24 protein-coding genes are annotated in these 22,475 nt (G+C 60.0%); 8 read left to right on the forward strand and 16 right to left on the reverse strand.

Annotated elements, in window-relative coordinates; all coding sequences use genetic code 11:
• Nucleotides 1-11: 11 nt before the first annotated feature.
• From ACEN2R_RS07340 to ACEN2R_RS07350, 3 genes are read right to left on the reverse strand one after another with little or no spacing between them, the layout of a single operon-like run.
• Nucleotides 12-746 (reverse strand): lysophospholipid acyltransferase family protein, encoded by a 735-nt coding sequence (locus ACEN2R_RS07340; protein WP_442040734.1) that lies wholly within the window; start codon nucleotides 744-746, stop codon nucleotides 12-14.
• Complete coding sequence (locus ACEN2R_RS07345; protein WP_442040736.1) at nucleotides 746-1,651, reverse strand: cell division protein FtsX; 906 nt, start codon at nucleotides 1,649-1,651, stop codon at nucleotides 746-748. Before ACEN2R_RS07345 ends, ACEN2R_RS07340 begins: the two co-directional genes overlap by 1 nt.
• The gene (locus ACEN2R_RS07350; protein ID WP_442040738.1) at nucleotides 1,648-2,325 is read right to left on the reverse strand and encodes a cell division ATP-binding protein FtsE; all 678 of its coding nucleotides are present in this window, start codon (nucleotides 2,323-2,325) and stop codon (nucleotides 1,648-1,650) included. Before ACEN2R_RS07350 ends, ACEN2R_RS07345 begins: the two co-directional genes overlap by 4 nt.
• Before the next feature lie 161 nt (nucleotides 2,326-2,486).
• Here ACEN2R_RS07350 and ACEN2R_RS07355 point away from each other — a divergent pair, with 161 nt between their 5' ends.
• Nucleotides 2,487-3,287 (forward strand): zinc-ribbon domain-containing protein, encoded by an 801-nt coding sequence (locus ACEN2R_RS07355; protein ID WP_442040740.1) that lies wholly within the window; start codon nucleotides 2,487-2,489, stop codon nucleotides 3,285-3,287.
• Here ACEN2R_RS07355 and ACEN2R_RS07360 read toward each other — a convergent pair whose 3' ends face one another.
• The 5 genes from ACEN2R_RS07360 to argH are packed head-to-tail and all read right to left on the reverse strand — an operon-like array spanning nucleotide 3,288 to nucleotide 8,996.
• Nucleotides 3,288-5,843 (reverse strand): TIGR02302 family protein, encoded by a 2,556-nt coding sequence (locus ACEN2R_RS07360; RefSeq protein ID WP_442040742.1) that lies wholly within the window; start codon nucleotides 5,841-5,843, stop codon nucleotides 3,288-3,290.
• A 36-nt stretch (nucleotides 5,844-5,879) separates the two neighbouring features.
• Nucleotides 5,880-7,145 (reverse strand): diaminopimelate decarboxylase, encoded by a 1,266-nt coding sequence (lysA, locus tag ACEN2R_RS07365; RefSeq protein ID WP_442040744.1) that lies wholly within the window; start codon nucleotides 7,143-7,145, stop codon nucleotides 5,880-5,882.
• Nucleotides 7,145-7,462 (reverse strand): DUF2834 domain-containing protein, encoded by a 318-nt coding sequence (locus ACEN2R_RS07370; RefSeq protein WP_442040746.1) that lies wholly within the window; start codon nucleotides 7,460-7,462, stop codon nucleotides 7,145-7,147. The genes lysA and ACEN2R_RS07370 overlap by 1 nt, the downstream gene beginning before the upstream one ends.
• The gene (locus ACEN2R_RS07375; protein WP_442040748.1) at nucleotides 7,462-7,608 is read right to left on the reverse strand and encodes an argininosuccinate lyase; all 147 of its coding nucleotides are present in this window, start codon (nucleotides 7,606-7,608) and stop codon (nucleotides 7,462-7,464) included. The genes ACEN2R_RS07370 and ACEN2R_RS07375 overlap by 1 nt, the downstream gene beginning before the upstream one ends.
• Nucleotides 7,605-8,996: an argininosuccinate lyase gene (argH, locus tag ACEN2R_RS07380; RefSeq protein ID WP_442040750.1), complete on the reverse strand. Its 1,392-nt coding sequence runs from the start codon at nucleotides 8,994-8,996 to the stop codon at nucleotides 7,605-7,607. The genes ACEN2R_RS07375 and argH overlap by 4 nt, the downstream gene beginning before the upstream one ends.
• A 22-nt stretch (nucleotides 8,997-9,018) precedes the next feature.
• Between argH and ACEN2R_RS07385 the strand changes: the two genes are divergently transcribed.
• The gene (locus ACEN2R_RS07385) at nucleotides 9,019-9,576 is read left to right on the forward strand and encodes a TlpA family protein disulfide reductase (protein WP_442040752.1); all 558 of its coding nucleotides are present in this window, start codon (nucleotides 9,019-9,021) and stop codon (nucleotides 9,574-9,576) included.
• On the opposite strand, the gene ACEN2R_RS07390 is transcribed toward ACEN2R_RS07385, so the two are convergent.
• Nucleotides 9,573-10,151 carry a DNA-3-methyladenine glycosylase I gene (locus ACEN2R_RS07390; protein ID WP_442040754.1) on the reverse strand — a complete coding sequence of 193 codons (579 nt, stop codon included), beginning with the start codon at nucleotides 10,149-10,151 and terminating at the stop codon, nucleotides 9,573-9,575. The two genes, ACEN2R_RS07385 and ACEN2R_RS07390, sit on opposite strands and share 4 nt — an antisense overlap.
• Before the next feature lie 130 nt (nucleotides 10,152-10,281).
• Here ACEN2R_RS07390 and ACEN2R_RS07395 point away from each other — a divergent pair, with 130 nt between their 5' ends.
• The 4 genes from ACEN2R_RS07395 to yddG all read left to right on the forward strand — a co-directional run bounded on the left by ACEN2R_RS07395 (nucleotide 10,282) and on the right by yddG (nucleotide 14,219).
• Nucleotides 10,282-11,124, forward strand: coding sequence for an EAL domain-containing protein (locus tag ACEN2R_RS07395; protein ID WP_442040756.1), 843 nt, complete (start codon nucleotides 10,282-10,284; stop codon nucleotides 11,122-11,124).
• 143 nt (nucleotides 11,125-11,267) lie between these two features.
• Entirely contained in the window at nucleotides 11,268-12,443 is a 1,176-nt protein-coding gene (locus ACEN2R_RS07400; protein WP_442040758.1) for an acetyl-CoA C-acetyltransferase, read from the forward strand.
• Between the two features lie 75 nt (nucleotides 12,444-12,518).
• Nucleotides 12,519-13,244 (forward strand): acetoacetyl-CoA reductase, encoded by a 726-nt coding sequence (gene phbB / locus ACEN2R_RS07405; protein WP_442040760.1) that lies wholly within the window; start codon nucleotides 12,519-12,521, stop codon nucleotides 13,242-13,244.
• A gap of 108 nt (nucleotides 13,245-13,352) precedes the next feature.
• Entirely contained in the window at nucleotides 13,353-14,219 is an 867-nt protein-coding gene (yddG, locus tag ACEN2R_RS07410; protein ID WP_442040762.1) for an aromatic amino acid exporter YddG, read from the forward strand.
• Here yddG and ACEN2R_RS07415 read toward each other — a convergent pair.
• The 3 genes from ACEN2R_RS07415 to ACEN2R_RS07425 all read right to left on the reverse strand — a co-directional run bounded on the left by ACEN2R_RS07415 (nucleotide 14,216) and on the right by ACEN2R_RS07425 (nucleotide 15,487).
• Nucleotides 14,216-14,380 carry a YdcH family protein gene (locus ACEN2R_RS07415; RefSeq protein ID WP_442040764.1) on the reverse strand — a complete coding sequence of 55 codons (165 nt, stop codon included), beginning with the start codon at nucleotides 14,378-14,380 and terminating at the stop codon, nucleotides 14,216-14,218. The genes yddG and ACEN2R_RS07415 overlap by 4 nt on opposite strands.
• A 122-nt stretch (nucleotides 14,381-14,502) precedes the next feature.
• Nucleotides 14,503-15,267: a tRNA1(Val) (adenine(37)-N6)-methyltransferase gene (locus ACEN2R_RS07420; RefSeq protein WP_442040862.1), complete on the reverse strand. Its 765-nt coding sequence runs from the start codon at nucleotides 15,265-15,267 to the stop codon at nucleotides 14,503-14,505.
• 4 nt (nucleotides 15,268-15,271) lie between these two features.
• On the reverse strand, nucleotides 15,272-15,487 hold the full coding sequence (locus tag ACEN2R_RS07425) for a putative signal transducing protein (RefSeq protein ID WP_442040766.1): 216 nt from the start codon (nucleotides 15,485-15,487) through the stop codon (nucleotides 15,272-15,274).
• A gap of 55 nt (nucleotides 15,488-15,542) precedes the next feature.
• Here ACEN2R_RS07425 and ACEN2R_RS07430 point away from each other — a divergent pair, with 55 nt between their 5' ends.
• Nucleotides 15,543-16,541, forward strand: a complete 999-nt coding sequence (locus tag ACEN2R_RS07430) for a polyprenyl synthetase family protein (protein ID WP_442040767.1) — start codon at nucleotides 15,543-15,545, stop codon at nucleotides 16,539-16,541.
• Here the strand turns inward: ACEN2R_RS07430 and ACEN2R_RS07435 are convergent.
• From ACEN2R_RS07435 to ACEN2R_RS07450, 4 genes are all read right to left on the reverse strand, one after another.
• Nucleotides 16,534-17,367, reverse strand: a complete 834-nt coding sequence (locus tag ACEN2R_RS07435) for a 4-(cytidine 5'-diphospho)-2-C-methyl-D-erythritol kinase (protein ID WP_442040864.1) — start codon at nucleotides 17,365-17,367, stop codon at nucleotides 16,534-16,536. The genes ACEN2R_RS07430 and ACEN2R_RS07435 overlap by 8 nt on opposite strands.
• Nucleotides 17,360-19,060, reverse strand: coding sequence for a tetratricopeptide repeat protein (locus ACEN2R_RS07440; protein WP_442040769.1), 1,701 nt, complete (start codon nucleotides 19,058-19,060; stop codon nucleotides 17,360-17,362). Before ACEN2R_RS07440 ends, ACEN2R_RS07435 begins: the two co-directional genes overlap by 8 nt.
• Before the next feature lie 102 nt (nucleotides 19,061-19,162).
• Nucleotides 19,163-20,812, reverse strand: a complete 1,650-nt coding sequence (locus tag ACEN2R_RS07445) for an electron transfer flavoprotein-ubiquinone oxidoreductase (protein WP_442040771.1) — start codon at nucleotides 20,810-20,812, stop codon at nucleotides 19,163-19,165.
• A gap of 75 nt (nucleotides 20,813-20,887) precedes the next feature.
• Nucleotides 20,888-21,859 (reverse strand): phosphatase PAP2 family protein, encoded by a 972-nt coding sequence (locus tag ACEN2R_RS07450; RefSeq protein WP_442040773.1) that lies wholly within the window; start codon nucleotides 21,857-21,859, stop codon nucleotides 20,888-20,890.
• Nucleotides 21,860-21,996: 137 nt separating this feature from the next.
• Here ACEN2R_RS07450 and greA point away from each other — a divergent pair, with 137 nt between their 5' ends.
• The gene (gene greA, locus ACEN2R_RS07455; protein ID WP_442040775.1) at nucleotides 21,997-22,467 is read left to right on the forward strand and encodes a transcription elongation factor GreA; all 471 of its coding nucleotides are present in this window, start codon (nucleotides 21,997-21,999) and stop codon (nucleotides 22,465-22,467) included.
• Nucleotides 22,468-22,475 lie beyond the last annotated feature (8 nt).

Genomic DNA, 22,475 nt, shown 5'->3' on the forward strand with positions numbered 1-22,475 from the left:
CGGCTTGGGGGCTATCCTTTAACGACAAACCCCGCCTCTGCCATCAAGGCATTGGATCGCGCCTCTACCAATGCTTCCAACTTGGTCATAAAGGCGGCTTTCGGCATTCCCGCAGGGATGCGCGGCAGAAATTCCACCACAGCGATCCCCGGCCTGCGGTAGATGCCGTGGCGCGGCCAGAAGACCCCGACATTGGTCGCGACCGGAACGCAGTCGCGATTCATCTGTTCGTACAGGACGCCGGTTCCCGCCTTATAGGGCTTTTTTGCCCCCGGCGCGACGCGCGTTCCCTGAGAGTAGATGATCAATTGACCCGGAGAAAGATTGCCCTTCTCGACATCGGTAACCATCTTTTGAATGGCCAGCCCGCGCTTGCCACGGTTCACCGGAACGCATCCGATCCGTCTGGCGTATTGACCCAGGATCGGCGCGTAAAGCAGTTCTTGTTTCATGATGAACTTGCCACGGGGCACGGCCCCGAAGATCATGATGATATCAAGGAAAGACTGGTGTTTGGCGGCGATCAGAACTTCGTCTTCGGGTGGGGTTCCGCGCACCTCTGTGCGCAGGTTGATCATCCAGCCCGCGCTCCAGCAGACCCAGCGACAATAGGCGTGGCAGGCGGCAAAGGCCCCGTCGCGTGATGCGATGGCCCAGGGCAGATAGGCGATGGCGATGACCGGCATCGCCACATACATCGCGATTATGAAAAGGGCCGAGCGGACCCATTGGATAGCATACCCCATCAAGCAAGCTCCTTCAGCATACGCAGGGCCGCAGCACGCGTGGCCCAAAAGGCAACAACCGCAGCCATCGGCGGAATGACCAGCGGCCAAAGCCAGTGAGCGCCCTGAAACCCGAGACCTGTCAAAAAGCTGCCCGCGCTTTGCGCCGACGGCAGCAGTGACACCGCCAGCAGCCCCGCCAGCGTTCCAATGGCGGCCCCCGTCAGTGTGCGCAGCGTAAAGCGCCGCACAAAGGCCCGCGCGATGTAGATGTCGCGCGCGCCGACCAGCCGCAGCACCCGGATCACGCGGGCATTGGCGGACAACGCCGCATTGGCCGCCAGCATGATCATTGCGCCGGTCGCCAGCCCGATCAGGCCAATCGACAACAGCCCCAGCAGGCGCAGACGCCCCGCCGCACGGATCAGGGGTTCGCGCCAGCGGGTGTGGTCGTCCAGCACGGCACCGGGCACCTCTGCGGCAAGTCGCAGGCGCAGGCCGTCGGCGTCATACCCGTCGCCCTGTTCGATCACTTCGATCAACTGCGGGATCGGCAATGCATCAAGCGGCAGATCAGGCCCGAACCACGGCTCTAGCAGTTTGCGTTGTTCCTCTTCGGTCAGGGCACGCGCGCCCGCGATCCCCGGGGTGGTTTCCAGCACCGCGATCGCCGCGCTGGTCTGCGCCGCCATCTGGTCCTGCGGGGCGGAGATACGCAGGGTCGATGTCTGCGCAAGCTCCGATGCCCAGCGATCTGCCAGGCGTCCCGTCGCAAGGGACAACGCCAAAGCGAAAACCGTCAAAAACGCCATTGCGCCCGCCGTGAACAACGTCAGCCAGGCGGTATACCCCGTGGGCGGGACAACGCGGTCGGCTTGATGATCCCCCGCCAGAAAATCGGCAATCGCTGCAAAAACAGGTTTCAAAGATCGGACCCCGCAAGCTGTAGCCGACGGTTCTTTATCCGCAGCACCCGCGCGTTCAACTGTGCCTTGGCGGTGCGGATCAGCGTCAGGTCGTGGGTCGCCACGACAATCGTCTTGCCCATCTTGTTCAGCTCCACCAGCAGCGTCAGCAGCCGCAGCGACATTTCCCAGTCGATGTTGCCTGTCGGCTCATCCGCAAGGATGATGTCGGGCGACATGATCAGGGCACGGGCAAGGGCGGCGCGTTGCCGCTCTCCGCCCGACAGTTGCGGCGGCAGCGCGTTCTTGTGCCGGGTCAACCCGACCCACGTCAAAAGCTGGATCAGGTTTTCGGCCTCGGCGCTTGGGTCACGTCCGGCAACCGTCAGCGGCAGCGCCACGTTTTCGGCAAGCGGCAGGTGGTCCAGAAATTCGCAATCCTGATGCACAACACCGATGCGCCGCCGGTTGCGGGCAATATCGTCGCGGTCCATCGTGCGGGTGTCCTGACCGAAAACCTGCACATCCCCGGACGTGGCGAACAACCCCATGTAACACAGTTTCAGGAACGTGGACTTGCCTGACCCCGACGGCCCCGTCAGAAAATGAAACGAACCGGGTGCCAGTTTCAACGAAATATCGGACAGAAGCTCCCCCCCGCCATAGCTATAGGCCACGTTCTGAAGCTCGATCACGACGGTTTCTCCTATACCCTGCCCCACTTTTGACGGAGGAAGGACGATGTTTCAATCACGCATGCGAGCAATTGTTTGGATATTCGCCATGTGCTTGATAGAACAAGCATTAACAAGGTGGTATAACCACCCAAACACTAGCAATCGGGACAGGGGGCGAAATGCGGCTGATTTGCCCAAATTGTGATGCGCAGTATGAAGTCGGGGATGGTGTCATTCCCGATGAAGGTCGGGATGTGCAATGTTCGAATTGCGGACAGACATGGTTCCAGCGGTCCGCGCGCATGGATGCAGAGCTTGCAGAAGAGCTTGACGTCAGCGCCGAAACCAAAGACTGGGCTGCCCCCGACGCCGGTGCAAGCACAGAAATCCCGATGGAAATCGATTACGACGAGGACGAAGAGCCCGCCCCGACCCCCGTAGCCGCCCCGCCCCGCCGCGCATTGGACGAAAGCGTGCTTGGCGTTCTGCGCGAAGAGGCAGAACTGGAAACACGTGCCCGCCGCACCCATACGGCAGAGCCGCTGGAAACCCAGCCCGATCTGGGTCTGGAAGACACCGACAAGGGCGTCGGTTCCGGGCAGGCCACGACCAGAGAGCGTATGGCGAAAATGCGGGGGATCGAAGATGATGAACCCGTCGTGCCAACGCGCCGCGATCTTTTACCGGATATTGAGGAAATAAATTCGACCCTCCGGGCAACGTCGGATCGCAAAGGCGCATCTGCCGCCAAAGACGCGGATGTAGATGCCGGTTCCAGATCCGGGTTCCGCTTGGGATTCGGGTTGATGACGATGTTGACCGCGATCTTGATGGGGCTTTACGCCTATGCCCCCCGGGTCATCGAGGTTGTGCCCGCGTCAGAGCCGGTGATGGTCGAGTTTGTCGAAAAGGTGAACGTCGCCCGACGCTGGCTGGACCAGACCGTGCAGAACACCGTCGGCGGCATCAACGGCGGCTGATCAGAACCGATCAAGCAAACGCTTGAGGTAGTCCAGTTCGATGGCGGGGCGGTCCTGTTCGCTGGACCGGCGCCGGATTTCATCCAGCAGGTCGCGCGCGCGCCGGTAAACGTCTTCGCCTTGCAGCAATTGCTCGTCCGAACCAACCTGCCCGTTCGCACCGGAATCGCGCCCCAGCGGGTCACGACGGCCATTGGGGTCGGCGCGGCCAACCGCCTCGCCTTGCTGGCCTTGCTGCTGTTGCTGTTGCTGTGCCAGCGCCTCGCCCAGACTGCGCATACCCTCGCGCAGGGCCTCCATCGCCTCGGACTGGCTATCCAGGGCATCCGCCATGCGGTTGTCGCGCAACGCGCCCTCGGCCTGATCCATCGCACGGCCCGCCCGCCCCAAGGCATCCCGCGCCGCATCGCCTTCTGGTGTGCCCGCGCCGGGCATGCCGCGTTCCTGGCGGTTCAGTTCGTTGCGAAGGGCCTGCTGGCGATCAGCAAGGCTTTGGGATTGGGACTGACCTTGGCCCTGACCTTGGTCGGAGCCCTGCTGACCTTCGCCCTGACCCTGCCCTTGGGGGGCTTCGCCTTGTTGCCCGTCCTGCCCTTGCTGGTCGCCCTGTTCCGGGTTGAACTGTTGCTGAAGGTCCTGAAACGCCTCGTCCGACAGCCCCTGCTGTTCGCGCAGCGTGTCCTGCAAACCGTTCATCGCCTGTTGGCCCGGGCTTTGCTGGCCTTGCCCCTGCTGGCCCTGCGTCACCTGAAGGTTCTCCATCATCCGGTTCAGCTCGTCCAACAATTGCTGCGCCTCGGCCATGCGGCCCTCTTCCATCAACTCCTGGATTTTATCCATCATCTGTTGAATCTGGTCGCCGGTAATTTCCTGGCTGTCCTGATTTTCTGCGGTTTGCTGATCGGGGTCTTGCTGGTTCTGTTCGGCCAACTGACGGATATAATCATCGGTTGCGTCGCGCAATTCCTGCATCAGCTCTGCAATCTCGTCCTGATTGGCCCCTTGGCGCATCGCCTCGGCCAGACGTTCCTGCGCCTGACGCAACCGTTCCAGCGCATCGGCAAGCTTTCCATCCTCCAGCAAGACGGCAATATCCCAAAGCGCCTGTGCCACCTCGTCTTGCAGTTCGGGCGTCAGCCCGCCTGCAACAGCCGCCTCCAGCCGCCGGATGGCGACGCGCAATTGCAGATAGGCCGCCTCGTTCTTAACGAAGCCTTCGGGTTTGTGCGTCACCGCCCGCAGCACCTGCGCCGCCCGCGCACCATTGCTGCGCGACCACAGGATATCGCGGCGCTGTTCGACAACCGCACGCGCCAACGGGTCAAAGAAACGCCGCCCTTCAAGAATAATCTGCTGCGCGGGAGCGGTGCCGTTTTGGTCCAGAGCATCCTGCGCCGACAGCGAAATCAGAACCGGCAATCCCGCCCAAGGATGTTGCGCCAGATTTTCCACTATGGTTTCGGTGAAATCCCTGCGGTCGCCGCTGATGGGCATCGGCAAATCCAGAACAATATCGTCACGCGGGTCCGGGTCGGCCAGCAGGCCAAAGCGCCGGTCGACCGAAGCCATGTCCAGCGTGATCATGGCCTGCGCCGCAACAACGCCGTAGTCGTCCCCTGCGGCAAAGGGCAGCTTGAACTCGCCCCCGGCAGAGCGTTCGGCCTCTCCTGCCAATGCGATGCGGGGGGGCTCATCGGGGGTCATGGATATATCCCATTCCGCGCCAACTGCGCCCATGATTTCAAGGCTGCCGTCCTGCGTTATGGTGAATTCTTGCGACGGATCGGATGCGCTGGCCACATCGCCCGTGCGGCCCGATACAGTCTCGGCCACCGTCAACGCCCCCGGCGTGCCATAAAGGCGAAGCGTCAGCTTGCTTCCCTCGGGGACGCTGAAGCCTTCCTGATTTATATCATTCAGATACAGGCTGGGCTTTCCTGTATAGGCGGGCGGTTCGATCCAGCCTTCCCAACTTGGCCCGCTTGCGGTCAACTGGCCCTGGCCCGGCGCCATTTCAGACACCGAGGCCACGCGCCAGACAGAGCCGAACAGAACCGCAACCAAAAGCGCCAGCAGCGCGGCATAGCGTAACGCGAAAGGATCGCGCGCGGAGATGCGCAGATCGGGGCGGGCCGCCTTTGCCCCCGCCACGCGGTCCGCCATGCGCACCAGATGCGCCCGCCACACCGCCTGCGACGCATCATCGGTGGCACCAATCGCCTGGGTGTCGGCAAGGGCTGTGATCGGCCGCCCCGCAAGCGTGCGGTCAAGCCGGTCAAGCGCCTCGGCCCGCGACGGGAAGTGAAACTGCCGGACGCCGCGAACACAGGCCCAAAGCGCGGCGGATACGCAAACAACGGCGATACCCCAGGCCAGTTCCAGCGGCACCACATCCTGAAGCCCCAACATGAGGGCGGCAAGTGCCAGAAACAGAACCGACCACAGCGGCCAGAATGCACGCGTCAACCGCTCTGCCAGCATCCCCGTTCGCGTCAGGAACAGGGGGCGGCGAAGGCGATCCAACGCCTCGTCACGGGTGCGGTTGGCTTGGCTCATCGACCCTTTCCGAAAACTGCCGCACGGGATAGCGCGTTACAGCCATTCCGGGATGGTATCCCGATTTATCAAATCGTCAAAGGTCGGACGCGCCCGAATGACAGCGAATTGATCGCCGTTCACCAGCACCTCGGGGATCAGGGGCCGAGAGTTGTATTCCGACGACATCACGGCACCATAAGCACCGGCACTGCGGAACGCGACCAGATCGCCCGACTGCAACGGCGGCATCGTGCGGGCCTTGGCAAAGGTGTCGCCGCTTTCGCAGATCGGGCCAACGATGTCGTAGGGATGCTGTTCGGTGCCCGCCGCAGGCTCGATCACCGGAACGATGTCGTGGTGTGCGCCATACATGGCAGGACGGACCAGATCGTTCATCGCCCCGTCAAGGATCAGAAAATCGCGGTCTTCGCCGGATTTCACATAGATCACCTTTGACACCATAAGGCCCGCATTGCCCGAAATCAGGCGGCCCGGTTCGATCTCGATCTCGCAACCCAGATCGCCAAGGGTCTGGCGCACCATCTGGCCATATTGGCTGGGCAAGGGCGGCGCATCGTTCGAGCGGGTGTAGGGAATGCCAAGCCCGCCGCCAAGATCAAGACGGCGGATATTGTGACCCTCGGCGCGCAGCTGTTTTGTCAGCTCTGCCACCTTCTTGTAGGCCAGCTCGAACGGCTCAAGCTGGGTCAACTGGCTGCCGATATGAACGTCGATCCCGATCACCTCCAGCCCCTTCAGGGACGCCGCCAGTGCGTAAACCTCGCGGGCGCGGGAAATCGGGATGCCGAACTTGTCGCCCTTTTTGCCGGTCGAAATTTTCTCGTGCGTCTTGGCATCGACATCGGGGTTCACGCGGATGGTGATCGGCGCGACGGTGCCAAGGGCAAGGGCCGCCTCTGACAGGACCATCATTTCGGGTTCGGATTCGACGTTGAACTGACGGATGCCGCCCTTTAGCGCCATATCCATTTCCGCCCGCGTCTTGCCAACGCCGGAGAACACGATCCGGTCGCCCGGAACGCCCGCCGCCTTGGCACGCGCGTATTCGCCGCCGGAAACAACGTCCATGCCCGCGCCCAGATCGCCAAGCAGCTTCAGCACCGCCTGATTGCTGTTGGATTTCATGGCAAAGCACACAAGGTGGTCCATGCCCGCAAGCGCCTCGTCGAAAAGACGGAAGTGACGGGTCAGCGTGGCGGTGGAATAGACATAGAAGGGTGTGCCGACAGCGGCTGCAATCTCGGATATTGCCACGTCTTCGGCGTAAAGCGCGCCGTCGCGATACAAAAAGTGATCCATCAGGTAACGGGCCTTGAACGAAGGAAAAGATACAGAGGCAAGCCGCAGGAAACGCCGATACCAAAGGTCGCGGGAATGGCGATCAACGCGACCCAGTTCTTACGGGTGACTGTCTCGGCCAGAACAAAGACAGTCAGCGCAATTGCTGCGATCGTCAGATCCCAGACAAGACCGGAACTGGCGTTATTCGCGTGCCATGCGGCGACCATATCGGTCAGGGATGTGCCGTTTTCTCGGAACCACAGCACAAAGTAATACATCGGGTGGATCGCCCCCCAGACGGCCAGCGCCGCATAAATCATCCGCAACAACGACATCAGCCACCGACCCTTATACCGACATAAGCCGATCCCGTGACCGTCAGGCCGGGTTCGGGCGCGGGTTCGGGGCGGGTTGGCGCACCGTCGGCACCGCAGGCGGCAAGCATGGCCAGCGCCATCAACAGGGATGCAACGCGGATCATGCCAGTTTCGCCTTCCAATGGGCCACCTGCGCGCGCACCTGATCGGGGGCCGTTCCCCCGAAACTGGTGCGACTGGCGACAGAGTTGTGCACGCCCAGAACATCGAACACATCGGCGCGAATGCCCGCATGGACCGACTGCATATCGGCCAAAGTCAGGTCGGGAAGGTCGCAATCCTTGCCCTCGGCCATCGCAACCAGCGACCCGGTGACATGGTGCGCCTCGCGGAAGGGCAGGCCAAGTTCACGCACCAGCCAATCGGCCAGATCGGTCGCCGTCGAGAACCCGCTTGCCGCCGCTTTTTCAAGCGAGGCGCGGTTGGCGGTCATATCCGACACCATGCCGGTCATCGCGGCCAAGGCCAGCATCAGGCTGTCGGTGGCGTCGAACACCTGTTCCTTGTCTTCCTGCATGTCCTTGGAATAGGCCAGCGGCAGCCCCTTCATCACCGTAAACAGCCCGACCATCGCCCCCATGATACGGCCAATCTTGGCACGGATCAGTTCGGCGGCATCTGGGTTTTTCTTTTGTGGCATGATCGACGATCCGGTCGAGAACCGGTCGGACAGCGCCACGAACCGGAATTGGGCCGAGGACCAGATCACCAACTCTTCGGCAAAACGCGACAGGTGCATCGCGCAGATGGTCGAGGCCGCAAGAAACTCCAGCGCAAAGTCGCGGTCGGCCACCGCATCCAGCGAGTTCGCCATCGGTCGGTCAAAGCCAAGCGCCTTGGCGGTCATGTGGCGGTCAATCGGAAACGAAGTGCCGGCCAGCGCCGCAGCGCCCAAGGGCGATTCGTTCATCCGCTTGCGGGCATCCTGAAAGCGCGACATGTCACGGCTGAACATCTCGACATAGGCCATCATGTGGTGGCCCCATGTCACCGGCTGCGCGGTTTGCAGATGGGTAAAGCCGGGCATGACCCAATCCGCACCCGCCTCTGCCTGCGTCAAAAGCGCCTGCATCAGGGCGCACAGTCCCTCGATCGCGGCATCGGCCTGATCGCGCACCCACAGGCGGAAATCGACGGCAACCTGATCGTTCCGGCTACGGGCAGTGTGCAAACGCCCCGCCGCCTCGCCTACGATGTCCTTCAGGCGGGCCTCGACGTTCATGTGAATATCTTCCAGCGCAACCGAAAACGGGAAGGTTCCGGTTTCAATCTCTGACAAGACCGTGAGGAGGCCTTCACGGATCGCCTCTGCATCTGTAGCAGTGATGATACCCTGTGCGGCAAGCATCGCCGCATGGGCGCGCGAGCCGGTGATATCCTGTGCGGCCAATCGCTTGTCGAATCCGATAGAGGCATTAATAGCCTCCATGATTGCATCGGGTCCGGCGGCGAAACGTCCGCCCCACATCTGGTTCGAGGTCTTGTTGGTCATTGTCGGCCCTTTGGAGGGAAATATGAGCATTCTGCGTTCCGTCATCCTATACGCGGGCCTTGCGCTTTGCGCAAACACTGCACAGGCCGAAATGGCCCAACTAGAGGCGTTGCGCAGCGGCGATATGGAAAAACTGGTGTTTCTGGCGGCCCCCGCCGAGGTTCCGCAAACCCCGTTCACAGATATAGACGGGGCAGAGCACACGCTGTCACAGTTTCAGGGCAAATATGTCCTGGTGAATTTCTGGGCGACATGGTGCGCGCCCTGCCGCAAGGAAATGCCGATGCTTTCGGCACTGCAATCCGAATTCGGCGGCGACAATTTCGAGGTTGTGACAATCGCCACGGGCCGGAACTCTGTCCCCGGCATACAAAAGTTCTTTGCCGAGATCGGCGTTTCCAATCTGCCGCTTTATCTGGACCCGAAACAGCAACTGGCCCGGGATCTGGCAATTCTGGGCCTGCCGATCAGCATTATCCTTGACCCCGAAGGGCGCGAAATCGCCCGCATGCGCGGCGACGCGACATGGGATGGTGACAGCGCAAAGGCAATCATCGAAGCCCTGATTTCAGGCGGCTAACCCCGCCCGCCCATCGCGGCGACCGGCGCATGGCAACGACAGGTCACAAGGTGGTCGTTGACCATCCCTGTCGCCTGCATGAAGGCATAGACAATGGTCGGGCCACAGAACTTGAACCCCGCTTTTTTCAGGTCTTTCGATATCTGGATCGACAACGGCGTCGACACAGGCACATCCCCCAGCGTGGCAATCCGGTTCTGCAACGGTTGCCCCCCGACATAGTCCCAAAGGAACCGGTCGAACCCCTGTTCCGCCTCGATCCGTTGCCATGCTCTGGCGTTGGTTATGGTCGCTTCGATCTTGCCGCGGTGACGGATAATGCCGGCATCCTGCACCAGGCGATCGACCTCTGTTGTGCCCCATCGCGCAATGACATCCGGGTCGAAGCCTTCAAAGGCCGCGCGAAAGTTGTCGCGCTTTTTCAGGATCGTGATCCAGGACAAGCCGGCCTGGAACCCGTCGAGAATCAGTTTTTCCCACAATGCGCGGCTATCCCGTTCGGGCACGCCCCATTCCGTGTCATGATAGTCGATATAAATATCATCACTTCCAACCCATCCGCAGCGATCAGACATAAAAATCATTCTTTCCCAACATGTTAAAACGGTCTCGACATATTTAGCATAATTAGAACAAAATGGGAATATTCACATCTCTTTAGGCACTGTGGCGCAAAACTGCCCGTGCTTGAGATGGAGAGTTTTCATGGCGAACCGAATGCACGAAGGGATAGATGCGGTGCCGGCAGGGTTGGAAAGCCCGCTGTCCTTTGCCGTGACGTCGCGTGATCGAGAAGTGCTGCAAATGGTCAAGGCGGCACTACATCGCAAGCATGCGCTGCTGGCCTTTCAGCCGGTTGTGCAAACTCTGAATCAGGCGCGGCCCGCGTTTCACGAAGGGTTAATTCGCGTTCTGGATGACACGGGGCGCATCATTCCCGCCAAAGATTTCATCGACGTGGTAGAGGCGACTGAAACCGGGCGGATCATCGACTGCGTCGCGCTGGAACTCGGACTTCAGGCGCTGGCAGAGGAACCCGGACTGCGGTTGTCCATCAATATGTCGGCGCGGTCCATCGGATACCAACGCTGGATGAAGACCTTGCTGCACGGGTTGCACGCCGACCCGACTGCAGGGGAACGCCTGATCCTTGAAATCACCGAATCCTCGGCCATGCTGATGCCCGAACTGGTCGTGTCATTCATGGATGACCTTCAAAACCGGGGAATCAGTTTCGCTCTGGACGATTTCGGGGCGGGTTACACGGCCTTCAGATATCTGCGGGATTTTTTCTTTGATATCCTGAAAATCGACGGGCAGTTCATTCGCGGCATCCATAAAGACGCTGACAACCAGATCCTGACAAAGTCGTTGCTGTCCATCGCGCAACACTTCGAGATGTTCACCGTCGCCGAATGCGTCGAAGATGCTGCCGACGTCGCCTTTCTGACGTCGATCGGCGTCGACTGCATGCAGGGCTACTACTTCGGTGCACCGACGACCATGCCCCCCTGGCGCGATCAAGGCGCAAAGCGGCTTCGCGCGTGAGTTTTGCAGTTCTTTTTACAAGCCATTGCCCTGCCCCGACTTTGCCCCTAGAAATTTATGACGAAATAGCGGGGTGTACGGGGCCCGCGCATGGTGCGTGATGCTCGCTCCTCCCTGCTCAACGGGCTTCGGGAGACTTCTTTATGACCAATGTCGTTATCGCATCTGCTGCGCGAACTGCTGTAGGCAGCTTTGGTGGTGCATTTTCTACCATACCCGCCCACGATCTGGGCGCTGCCGTGCTGCAAGAAATCGTTGCGCGCGCCGGAATTGAAAAGGGCGAGGTGTCGGAAACGATTCTCGGCCAGGTTCTAACCGCGGGTCAGGGTCAAAATCCTGCGCGTCAGGCCCATATCAATGCCGGTTTCGCCAAGGAAGCCTCGGCATGGAGCATTAATCAGGTCTGCGGTTCCGGCCTGCGCGCCGTCGCTTTGGCCGCTCAACATATCCAGCTTGGCGATGCCAGCATCATTGCGGCCGGCGGCCAGGAAAATATGTCGATGAGCCCCCATGTTGCGAACCTTCGCCCCGGCCAGAAGATGGGCGACATGAATTTCATCGATTCGATGATCCGTGACGGCCTTTGGGATGCCTTCAACGGCTATCACATGGGGCAAACCGCTGAAAACGTGGCAGAGCAGTGGCAAATTTCCCGCGACATGCAGGACGAGTTCGCCGTTGCCAGCCAGAACAAGGCAGAGGCCGCGCAGAAAGCCGGAAAATTCGCGGACGAGATCTTGGCCTACACGATCAAGACCCGCAAAGGCGAGACGGTCGTCGATCAGGATGAATTCATCCGCTATGGCGCCACAATGGAAGCGATGCAAAAACTGCGCCCCGCCTTCACCCGCGACGGCACTGTAACCGCAGCAAACGCGTCCGGCCTGAACGATGGTGCCGCCGCCGTTCTTCTGATGAGCGCGGCTGACGCCGAAAAGCGCGGAATTCAGCCGCTTGCACGCATCGCCTCCTACGCAACCGCGGGCCTTGACCCGTCGATCATGGGCATGGGCCCCGTTCACGCGTCCCGCAAGGCGCTGGAAAAGGCCGGCTGGACCGCAGCCGATCTGGATCTGGTCGAAGCGAACGAAGCCTTTGCCGCGCAGGCCTGCGCCGTGAACAAGGATATGGGCTGGGATCCGTCGATCGTGAACGTGAACGGCGGCGCGATCGCAATCGGCCACCCGATCGGCGCCTCTGGCTGCCGTATCCTGAACACGCTGCTGTTCGAGATGCAGCGCCGTGGTGCCAAAAAGGGCCTTGCTACCCTTTGCATCGGTGGCGGTATGGGTGTTGCAATGTGCGTCGAGCGCCCGTAAACATATCTGGCGCGCAAGATAATTGCGCGCCCGCATCAAATATAGAAATTAGATTACCTACGTCTGGGAGGACTCATGTCTAAAGTTGCGATCGTAACAGGGGGCACGCGCGGGATCGGCGCGGCAATCTCCACTGCATTGAAGGCGGCGGGCTATACGGTAGCCGCCGTTTACGCCGGAAATGATGAAGCCGCGAAAGCCTTCACAGCCGAGACCGGAATCGCAACCTACAAATGGTCGGTCGCCGATTATGACGCCTGCGCGGCCGGGGTCGCACAAGTCGAGGCGGATCTGGGGCCAGTGGCCGTCCTCGTCAACAATGCCGGCATTACCCGCGATGCCCCATTCCACAAAATGACCCGTCAGCAGTGGACAGAAGTGATGGATACGAACCTGTCCGGTCTGTTCAACATGACGCACCCTGTCTGGCCCGGAATGCGGGAACGCAAATTCGGGCGCGTGATATCGATCAGCTCGATCAACGGGCAAAAAGGGCAGTTCGCGCAAACCAACTATGCTGCCGCCAAGGCGGGTGATCTGGGCTTTACCAAGGCACTGGCACAGGAAGGTGCCCGTGCTGGCGTAACCGTGAACGCAATCTGCCCCGGATACATCAACACCGAGATGATGAGCACGATCCCTGAAAAAGTAATGAACGAAGTCATCTTGCCGCAGATTCCCGTCGGGCGCCTGGGCGAGGCCGAAGAAATCGCACGTTGCGTGGTCTTCCTTGCTTCGGACGATGCGGGCTTCATCACCGGATCGACGATTTCGGCAAACGGCGGGCAATACATGGTCTGACGCAGGTCAGACGGACGACACAAAGGTCGGCCCTTCGGGTCGGCCTTTTTCGTTGCGGTGGCGGATCACGGCCCGCAATCACCCAGCGCAAAAAACAGGATGCAGACCATGTCAAAAGGCAAGGCAACCGCCGTAGGGTTCATCGCCGTCCTTCTTTGGTCGCTTCTGGCGCTGTTCACGGTTGGATCAGCGCCGGTCCCGCCATTCCAGTTGAACGCGATCTGCTTTGCGATCGGTGGTGCGATCGGTTTAATCTGGACAGCACGCAACGGCGGATTTTCGACCCTGCGACGCATCAACTGGCGTGTTTACGCCTTTGGCACGTTTGGGCTTTTTGGTTACCATTTTCTGTATTTTTCCGCGCTTCGTCTTGCCCCGGCAGCAGAGGCCGGGTTGATCGCCTATCTTTGGCCCCTGTTGATTGTCCTGTTCTCGGGCCTTCTACCCGGAGAGACCCTTCGCCGCGGACATATTCTGGGCGCGGCGGTCGCCTTTGGCGGTGCCGCGCTGATCATCGTGAAGGGCGGTGGCGGATTTCAGTCGAACGCCACCCCCGGTTATGCGCTGGCATTCCTATGCGCGCTGACCTGGGCGGGGTATTCCGTCTTGTCACGAAGACTGGGCACCATCCCGACGGACAGCGTCGCAGTGTTTTGCATCGCAACGGCGGCTTTGTCTGCGGTGGCTCATATAGCATTCGAGGACACAGTCTGGCCCACGACCCAAATAGGGTGGCTGTCTTGCATTGCCTTGGGGCTGGGGCCTGTCGGACTTGCGTTCTATGTCTGGGACATCGGCGTCAAAAGAGGCGACATTCAGGTTTTGGGGGTCGCGTCTTATGCGGCGCCCCTGCTTTCGACCCTTGCACTGGTGGTTGCCGGAATTTCCAAACCGACTTTGCCTTTGCTTTTCGCGGCGATCCTGATCGCCGGAGGGGCGGCACTGGCGGCGCGCGCCAGCGCCGGAAAAGTCTAGTGCGATAGGCGCTCGATTTGTTCTTTCAATCGAAGCTTCTGCTTTTTGAGAGCCGAAATCTGAATATCGTCTGTCGCAGGGCTACGTTGCGCCTGCTCGACCTGTTCAGAAAGGTTTTGATGTTTCTTACGGAGTTCCTGCAGATGCGAACTCATTGTCATGTTCGTCCTCCTATCGGTTAACGTCAGAAATTACAGTGCACCACAGAAATTCACGCGTGTCACGTTTCCTTCATATATCGGCGGCACTTTTAAAGGCTATCAGGCAAGTTCTTGCCGGATGCTTAACAAGGGGGCGGAAAAATGGCGGCGCCATCCCTCAAAACGGCTTTGATTTGCCGCGTATAGCTTTCACGATCCCCGTCATGACCATCACCGTTGTGCATGATGACCGGACTGGTCAGGCTGAACGGCCCGCGGGCACCCTTTCTTGCGCGCAATATGACCCGAGTCGCGGGCTTGGATGTTCGCGCCATGATCGGGGTTACCGTGACATCGCCAAGGCGGCGATCAAGCGTTCCCAGAAGTTCGGGCAGACGCCGGACATCCTGAATGACCGTCAGATACCCCCTCGGGGCAAGGCGCCGCACGGCAGCCTCGACCCAAAGCACCAGCGGCGTATCTTCGGTCAGCGCCGTTTCGCGGCCGTTGTCGGCCGCTTTGGTCCGGTCGGACGCGATGTAATAGGGCGGATTGGCGATCACATGGTCAAAGGTTCGCGCACGCAGGGCGACGGGAATGCGTGCCAGATCACCGACGAACAGGTCCAAGGCAACACCATTTGCCACCGCGTTCTGTCGCGCCAGATCGGCATAAGCCGGTTGCAGTTCCAGCCCCGCCATATTCAGGCTGGGAACGCGGGCCGCGAGGCACAGGGTGGCAACCCCTGCACCGCAGCCCAGCTCAAGAACGGATTGCCCTGAAACAGCAGGCACCGAGGCCGCCAGCAGAACGGGGTCGACCCCCGCGCGATACCCTCCGCGCGGCTGAAGCGCGACAACGCGCCCGCCCAGAAATTTATCGTTGGTCAGGTCTTCGGGGGCGAAAATCACGTCAGCCTTTCAAGGGAATTCTATTATCGGTCATCACTGCGACAGCCATGAAATGATCTTGATCGCGAACCATCAGGCGACGGGGGAAAATCCCGATGCCACCTTCAAGGATGCTCATGTTTACGTCCATTTCAAAGCAGTCTATACCCTCTCCCTGAAGAAGGGCCGAGGCGAAGGCGATGATTGTCGGATCTGTTGTGCGCAATAGTTCTTTCATAGGGCTGACTTAAGGTCTTTTCAGTATTCTTGTCGAGACAATGAACGGAACCGTGATGGGTTTGGATATCGCTGCAACGAAACCGCATGAGCGTCTGAGCGCACATCTGTCCGCAGATCTTGCAGCGGTCAACGACCTAATCCGCCAGCGCATGGCATCAAAGCACGCGCCGCGAATACCCGAAGTGACCGCGCATCTGGTCGAGGCCGGCGGCAAGCGACTGCGCCCCATGCTGACCCTCGCTGCCGCGCGGCTGTGCGGTTACGCTGGTCCCTACCACATCCATCTGGCCGCCACGGTAGAGTTCATTCACACCGCCACCCTGCTGCATGACGATGTCGTGGATGAAAGCGGCCAGCGACGGGGGCGCCCGACGGCGAACCTGCTTTGGGACAACAAATCCAGCGTTCTGGTCGGCGATTACCTGTTTGCGCGATCCTTTCAGTTGATGGTGGAAACCGGCTCTATGGTGGTGCTGGATATTCTGGCCAATGCATCAGCCACGATAGCCGAGGGCGAAGTTCTACAGCTGACAGCAGCGCAGAACCTTGCGACAGACGAGGCTGTTTACCTTCAGGTCGTGCGCGGCAAAACAGCGGCGTTGTTTTCCGCCGCGACAGAGGCAGGCGCCGAGATCGCCGGTGCCCCGAAAGACCGGATCGAGGCATTGCGCGACTATGGCGACGCGCTTGGCGTCAGTTTTCAGATTGTGGACGACCTGCTGGATTACGGCGGGTCTGCCGCAACCGGCAAGAACATCGGCGATGATTTCCGCGAGCGGAAGCTGACCCTGCCGGTCATCAAGGCCGTCGCCCTGGCTGATGATGAAGAGCGGGCATTCTGGGTGCGAACCATCGAGAAGGGAAAGCAGCAAGAGGGGGATCTGGACCACGCGCTGTCCCTGTTGGCCAGACACGGCGCAATGGAATCGACACGTCAGGATGCCTTGGCCTGGGCCGCACGGGCAAAAGCCGCGCTGGCGATCCTGCCGGAGGATCCGATCAAGGATATGTTGATGGATCTGGCCGATTATGTGGTTGCGCGGGTCAGCTAAGCCTGGGCGCTGAAACGGTCCACCAATCGGGCCTGATCGCCCCGATTTGCGCCGCAGCATTGGTTGCAGACGTTTCGTCCCCGAACACCCCGAAGCACGTCGCACCGGACCCCGACATGCGCGACAGAAGGCATCCTTTGGTTACCGCGATCACATCCAGCACATCGGCGATCGCGGGCTGCAATGCCGCAGCAGGGGATTGCAGATCGTTCCGTTGGCCGGCGAGCCAATCGGCAAAGCCCGCGATGCCGTCAAAGCGCGGTAGGGTCGCTGGCATGGGCGGGTTGCAGCGGGATCGCAGCGCCTTGAAAACCGCGGGCGTCGGCACCGCAAAGCCCGGGTTCACCAGAACCATCCAAAAATCCGGCACCTGTTCGACGGGCGTCAGAACTTCGCCGATGCCAGCCATGCGCGCCGGTGTCCCCGACAGACACACGGGCACGTCCGCCCCAAGGCCAAGGATATCGGACACAGGCGGCATGTCGCAGTTGTAAAGGTCTGCCAGCACGCGCAACGCCGCCGCCGCATCCGCCGATCCGCCGCCGATACCGCTTGCCGTGGGCAGGTGTTTGTCCAGCGTCAGACGGGCGGTTCTGCCACCGAACAACCCCGCCGCTTTCAGAACCAGATTGGACATGTCCGTTGGAACCCCCGCCGCACGCGGACCGGTGACAGACAGGCCAAGGCTGTTTGAGGCAACCGCGCCTATCCGGTCGCCCACGCCGGCAAAAACCACAAGACTGTCAAGCAAATGGTAGCCGTCGTCGCGCTGGCCAGTCACATGAAGCGTCAGATTGATCTTTGCCGGGGCAAAGCCCCTAGCCATCACTGGAAGATACCGCAATCGGGTCGGCACCCTCTTCCTTGAGAACGGCGTTCAAGCCCACCTCCAGTTTGCGGCGAATGCGCGTGGCATCTTTTTCTTCGGGGTCAAAGGACAAGGCGCGGCGCCATTGGAACTGCGCCTCCAGTGATCGCCCAACGGCCCAATAAACGTCGCCCAGATGGTCGTTGACCACAGGATCCACCGGCATCAATTCTGCCGCGCGTTCCATGGGGGAAACGGCATCCTGATAGCGGCCCAGACGGAACAGAACCCAACCAAGAGAGTCAGTGATATATCCATCGTCGGGGCGCGCGGCCACGGCGCGTTCAATCATCCCCAGTGCCTCGTCCAGATTTGTGCCCTGCTCGACAAAGGAATACCCGAGATAGTTCAAAACCTGTGGCTGATCGGGGTTCAACGTCAACGCCATGCGCAGGTCTGTTTCGGCCTTGGCCCAGCGTTTGGTCCGCTCGTATGCGATGCCGCGGGTGTAATACACGAACCATTGGCTTGGCTGCGGTTCTCCGAGAATTTCGATGGCGCGATCATAGGCCGTGACCGCATCGGCATAGCGTTCCAGCCCGCGCAGCGTATCGCCAAGGGTGATCTGGATGACCGGCAGATCGGGATAGGCCTTTGCCAACTGGTTCAGCACCTCGACAGAGGCCTCTACCTTACCGGACTTGCGCAATGCCTCGGCGCGGCCAAGTTCTGCGGCGTGAAAGGCGTCACTGTCGCGGGGCACCTTGTTGTAGGTTTCCGTCGCAAGATCATAGCGCTCCATCGCCTCCAACAAACCCGCGCTTAGCAAAATCGCGTCGATATTGTCGGCCCGCAAATATTCGGAAATACGCGAATAAAGCAGGGTGTACCCTTCTGATGCTTCGCTGCTGACGGCCCCCGCCACGCCATAGAACACTTCGGCAGCGCCTTCGGTGGCGGACCTGACGGAGGCAAAGGGCAACATGTCTCCCGCCTCAAGTCGCGCACGCAAGGCCACGACCCCGGGATCAGCAGCATCCCCGAAGGCCGCATCCATCAGCTCGATCGCGGCGGGGTTGCGCTCCAGCTGGCTCAGCACCTCGGCATGGGCAATCACACCGCGGCGGGTCGCCTGCAAAACCACGTTTTCCTTGCCCGAGAATATCTTGTCGGCACCTTCGAAATCGCCAACGACCGCCAATGCCAGCGCCTTGTGATAGGCACCGAACGCCTCTAGCCCCGGACTTGCCGCCACGGCGTCAAAGGCATCCAGCGCCTCGGACATATGCCCAAGCCCAAGTTGAGCCCAGGCCCGCACAAGTCCGTCCACCAGCGGCCCGACCGTTCCGCCCGCACCCAGATCGGCCAGCACCTCGTCGAACGCCTCGCGCTTGAACTGATCGGCCACCAGAACCATGCTTGCAATCTGCGCATCAATGCCCTTGTTCTGCATCTGGCGAACAATCGGAAGCGCCGTTTCGATTTTGCCCAAGGCCACATAAGACATGACCGCGTTTTCCAGCAGCCCTGGGTTCGAAGGGTCTGCCGCAAGCAGTCGCGTATAGTACATCGCCGCTTCGGAATAATCGCTGAAAATGCTGGCATGACGCGCCGCCAGATAGTTGCCGGCAACCCCCTCCGCGACAACAGGAGTAGAGACCGGCACAAGGCCAAGGGTCGAAAGCGCCAGAATGCGTAGGGATCGTTTCATTGGCAAAATCACGGCCTTTCAGGTTGTATCTACTGAAAGGTAGCGTCGCGCAGGTCCATAAGCAATGCGGGGCGACCCTTTGGCCGCCCCATCAAGCAGAATTTACATGTTCGGATAGTTCGGTCCATCGCCACCCTGCGGTGTCGTCCAGTTAATATTCTGGCTCGGGTCCTTAATATCGCAGGTTTTACAATGAACGCAGTTCTGGAAATTGATCTGGAAACGCGGATCTTTGCCCGCTTCTTCAATCACTTCGTAGACGCCTGCGGGGCAATATCGCTGCGCCGGCTCTGCGTATTTCGGCAGGTTCACGCCGATTGGAACAGACGGATCGGCCAGACGCAGATGGCAGGGCTGGCTTTCCTCGTGGTTGGTCATCGAGAAACTGACGTTGGTCAGCCGGTCAAACGACAATGTCCCGTCCGGTTTCGGATAGGTGATTTCGGTGTGATCCTTGGCCAGCCCCGTCGCCGCCGCGTCGGTCTTGCCGTGTTTCAGCGTGCCAAGCAGGCTAAAGCCCAGCGTGTTGGTCCACATATCGAACCCGCCGACGACCAACGAGGCCATAAGCCCGCGCTTTGACCAAAGCGGTTTCACGTTGCGGACCTTTTTCAGGTCTTTGCCGATCGGCCCCTCGCGCAGCTCCGCGTCATACCCCGCCAGTTCGTCACCTGACCGCCCCGCGACGATCGCCGCATGGGCGGCTTCGGCGGCGGCCTTGCCCGACAGCATGGCGTTATGATTGCCCTTGATGCGGGGCACGTTCACCAAACCGGCAGAACACCCAAGCAAGGCGCCACCCGGAAACGCACTTTTCGGGATCGACTGGAACCCGCCTTCGGAAATGGCGCGGGCCCCGTAGGCCACGCGCTTGCCGCCTTTCAGCAGCTCTGCCACCATCGGGTGGTGTTTGAACCGCTGGAATTCCATATAGGGCGACAGATACGGGTTCTTGTAGTTCAGATGGACCACAAAACCGACATAGACCTGATTGTTATCAAGATGGTAGATGAAAGACCCGCCGCCTGCATTCTTACCCAAAGGCCAGCCCATCGTGTGGGTCACGGTGCCTTCGCGGTGCTTTGCGGGGTCGATTTCCCAGATTTCTTTCATGCCAAGGCCGTATTTCTGCGGCTGGCTGTCTTTCGCCAAATTGTATTGCGCGATCACCTCTTTACTGAGCGAACCGCGAACACCTTCGGACAGGAACACATATTTCCCGTGCAGTTCCATCCCCGGCTCGTAGGCGTCGGACGGGGTGCCATCGGGGTTTTTGCCGAACTCGCCCGCGACCACACCTTTGACCTCGCCGTTTTCACCGTAGACCAGTTCAGAGCAGGACATGCCGGGGAAAATCTCGACGCCCAGCGCCTCTGCCTGCTCGGCCATCCAGCGGCACACATTGCCCATCGACACGATATAGTTGCCGTGGTTGCTCATCAGGGGGGGCATGGGAAAGTTCGGAATGCGGATCTGACCCGCCTCGCCCAGCATGTAAAAGTTGTCATGCTTGACTGGAACGGTGATCGGGGCGCCGCGCGACTTCCAATCGGGGATCAGCGCATCAAGACCGCAAGGGTCCAGAACCGCGCCCGACAGGATATGCGCGCCAACCTCTGATCCTTTTTCCAGAACAACGACCGAACGATCGGCATCCAGCTGTTTCAGCCGGATCGCGGCGGACAGGCCCGCTGGCCCCGCACCAACGATAACCACATCGTATTCCATCGCTTCTCTTGTCATCTCGGCCATTGGTTTCCCCTTGTCTTGCTCTGTCGTCCAAACGGTTATCGCAGGCCCTGCCGCCGGGTCAATTGCGACACGACGTTAAATGGCTGCGGTGCGACGCATCGCGGCATCCCCCTGCCTTTTTCGCAGCCAAACCCAAAGACCAATCGTCACAATAATCGAAAAATAGCCGTCCAGCGCATAGTGATACCCCGTGTAGATCGACAAAAGCAGGATCGCGCCCACAAAGAAGATCCCGACAGGCAAAAACCAGATCGAGCGTTCGGCAAGATAGATCGCGGTGACGGTCGCAATCGCCAGATGCACGCTTGGAAATGCCGAAATGCCGGAGCCCATCGCCTGCGCCTTGGCGGTGTAGACCGCCCACAGGAATTCTTGCGTTGCGCCGACGCTGGATGTCGCGACGCCGCTTGTCTTCAGTTCTGACACCAGCATGGCAAAGCGGTCCGATCCCAACAACCGGTCATAGAATACAGGCCCCGCAGACATCCCAGCAATCGCCAGAATATTCCCGATCACAACCCAACTGAACACGAAAAGAACCATGGTTCTGTGGCGTCGGCCCGCATCCCCGTCCGTCGCGGCGACAAAGATCGGCAAAAAGAACGCGGGCAAGGCCCAGCCCGACAGATAGAACGGCAGCAGCCGGTCCAGAATGACCGTGGCGGGTAAGGCATGCACCAGTTCCCACGGGTCCGTTCCAAAGTGCAACGCCTTGTCCAGCGACGCAAAAAACGGGTCGGCAAAAAACGGGGTGATGAAAGGCATCGACGTTTTGATCAGCGTGAACGCCGCAGGCAGGATCAGGCAGACAGCGACGGCCAATCCAACCTCGACCGACCGCTCTTTCAGGGTCTGCATGCCGAACAAGGCGAAGATCAGGAATGCCCCAGCTAGGAATACCGCGAAAACTTCGGTCAGGACCGATAAAATATTGCCGGATGTATTTGCAACACTCGTCAGCAGGACTATAGGATTGTCACGGAACAGGAATACGATTCCGACTGCGGACAAGACGTATAAAACGCTGAAATACAAAAATAATTTCACTTGAAATTGCCCGACTTTCCTGTTCCAGCCTAACCTGCCAACCGTCTAATCTATCGCGCTGCTATTGACTTTTTTAGCGCGGGTTGGGTTAACAGAACCTGACATACGCTACTCCTCATGACTGATCCAAGGTTTTCATGGAAAAAATTGCCCTAACCCGCGCGGGACACACCGCACTTGACGCAGAACTGAAGCAACTGAAGTCTGTGGAACGCCCCGCCGTCATTCGTGCGATCGCCGAAGCCCGCGAGCATGGCGATCTGTCGGAAAACGCTGAATATCACGCCGCCCGCGAGAAGCAGAGCTTTATCGAAGGGCGTGTGAAAGAGCTGGAATCGATCCTGTCTCTGGCGGATATCATCGACACATCCAAGCTGTCTGGTGCCATCAAGTTCGGCGCCATCGTCACATTGATCGACGAAGAGACGGAAGAGAAAAAGACCTATCAGATCGTCGGAGAGCCAGAGGCCGACATCGAACGCGGTCTGTTGAATATCAAGTCTCCGCTTGCCCGTGCGCTGATCGGCAAGGACGAAGGTGACAGCGTCGAGGTCAGAACACCCGGCGGTGAACGCAGCTATGAGGTGCTGGGCATCACCTACAGCTAACAGTTGGG

The organism is Pseudogemmobacter sp. W21_MBD1_M6 (assembly GCF_052119585.1).
Taxonomy (GTDB): domain Bacteria; phylum Pseudomonadota; class Alphaproteobacteria; order Rhodobacterales; family Rhodobacteraceae; genus JBGQOJ01.

Bases quoted from the DNA above. Each gene is read 5' to 3' on its own strand.
- ACEN2R_RS07340 (WP_442040734.1), bottom strand. From the start codon at position 746: ATGGGGTATGCTATCCAATGGGTCCGCTCGGCCCTTTTCATAATCGCG.
- ACEN2R_RS07385 (WP_442040752.1), top strand. From the start codon at position 9,019: ATGAGCATTCTGCGTTCCGTCATCCTATACGCGGGCCTTGCGCTTTGC.
- lysA (WP_442040744.1), bottom strand. From the start codon at position 7,145: ATGGATCACTTTTTGTATCGCGACGGCGCGCTTTACGCCGAAGACGTG.
- ACEN2R_RS07400 (WP_442040758.1), top strand. From the start codon at position 11,268: ATGACCAATGTCGTTATCGCATCTGCTGCGCGAACTGCTGTAGGCAGC.
- ACEN2R_RS07445 (WP_442040771.1), bottom strand. From the start codon at position 20,812: ATGGCCGAGATGACAAGAGAAGCGATGGAATACGATGTGGTTATCGTT.
- ACEN2R_RS07355 (WP_442040740.1), top strand. From the start codon at position 2,487: ATGCGGCTGATTTGCCCAAATTGTGATGCGCAGTATGAAGTCGGGGAT.
- ACEN2R_RS07395 (WP_442040756.1), top strand. From the start codon at position 10,282: ATGGCGAACCGAATGCACGAAGGGATAGATGCGGTGCCGGCAGGGTTG.
- argH (WP_442040750.1), bottom strand. From the start codon at position 8,996: ATGACCAACAAGACCTCGAACCAGATGTGGGGCGGACGTTTCGCCGCC.
- ACEN2R_RS07425 (WP_442040766.1), bottom strand. From the start codon at position 15,487: ATGAAAGAACTATTGCGCACAACAGATCCGACAATCATCGCCTTCGCC.
- ACEN2R_RS07435 (WP_442040864.1), bottom strand. From the start codon at position 17,367: ATGGCTAGGGGCTTTGCCCCGGCAAAGATCAATCTGACGCTTCATGTG.
- yddG (WP_442040762.1), top strand. From the start codon at position 13,353: ATGTCAAAAGGCAAGGCAACCGCCGTAGGGTTCATCGCCGTCCTTCTT.
- greA (WP_442040775.1), top strand. From the start codon at position 21,997: ATGGAAAAAATTGCCCTAACCCGCGCGGGACACACCGCACTTGACGCA.
- ACEN2R_RS07390 (WP_442040754.1), bottom strand. From the start codon at position 10,151: ATGTCTGATCGCTGCGGATGGGTTGGAAGTGATGATATTTATATCGAC.
- ACEN2R_RS07430 (WP_442040767.1), top strand. From the start codon at position 15,543: ATGGGTTTGGATATCGCTGCAACGAAACCGCATGAGCGTCTGAGCGCA.
- ACEN2R_RS07415 (WP_442040764.1), bottom strand. From the start codon at position 14,380: ATGACAATGAGTTCGCATCTGCAGGAACTCCGTAAGAAACATCAAAAC.
- ACEN2R_RS07370 (WP_442040746.1), bottom strand. From the start codon at position 7,462: ATGTCGTTGTTGCGGATGATTTATGCGGCGCTGGCCGTCTGGGGGGCG.
- ACEN2R_RS07360 (WP_442040742.1), bottom strand. From the start codon at position 5,843: ATGAGCCAAGCCAACCGCACCCGTGACGAGGCGTTGGATCGCCTTCGC.
- ACEN2R_RS07375 (WP_442040748.1), bottom strand. From the start codon at position 7,608: ATGATCCGCGTTGCATCCCTGTTGATGGCGCTGGCCATGCTTGCCGCC.
- phbB (WP_442040760.1), top strand. From the start codon at position 12,519: ATGTCTAAAGTTGCGATCGTAACAGGGGGCACGCGCGGGATCGGCGCG.
- ACEN2R_RS07440 (WP_442040769.1), bottom strand. From the start codon at position 19,060: ATGAAACGATCCCTACGCATTCTGGCGCTTTCGACCCTTGGCCTTGTG.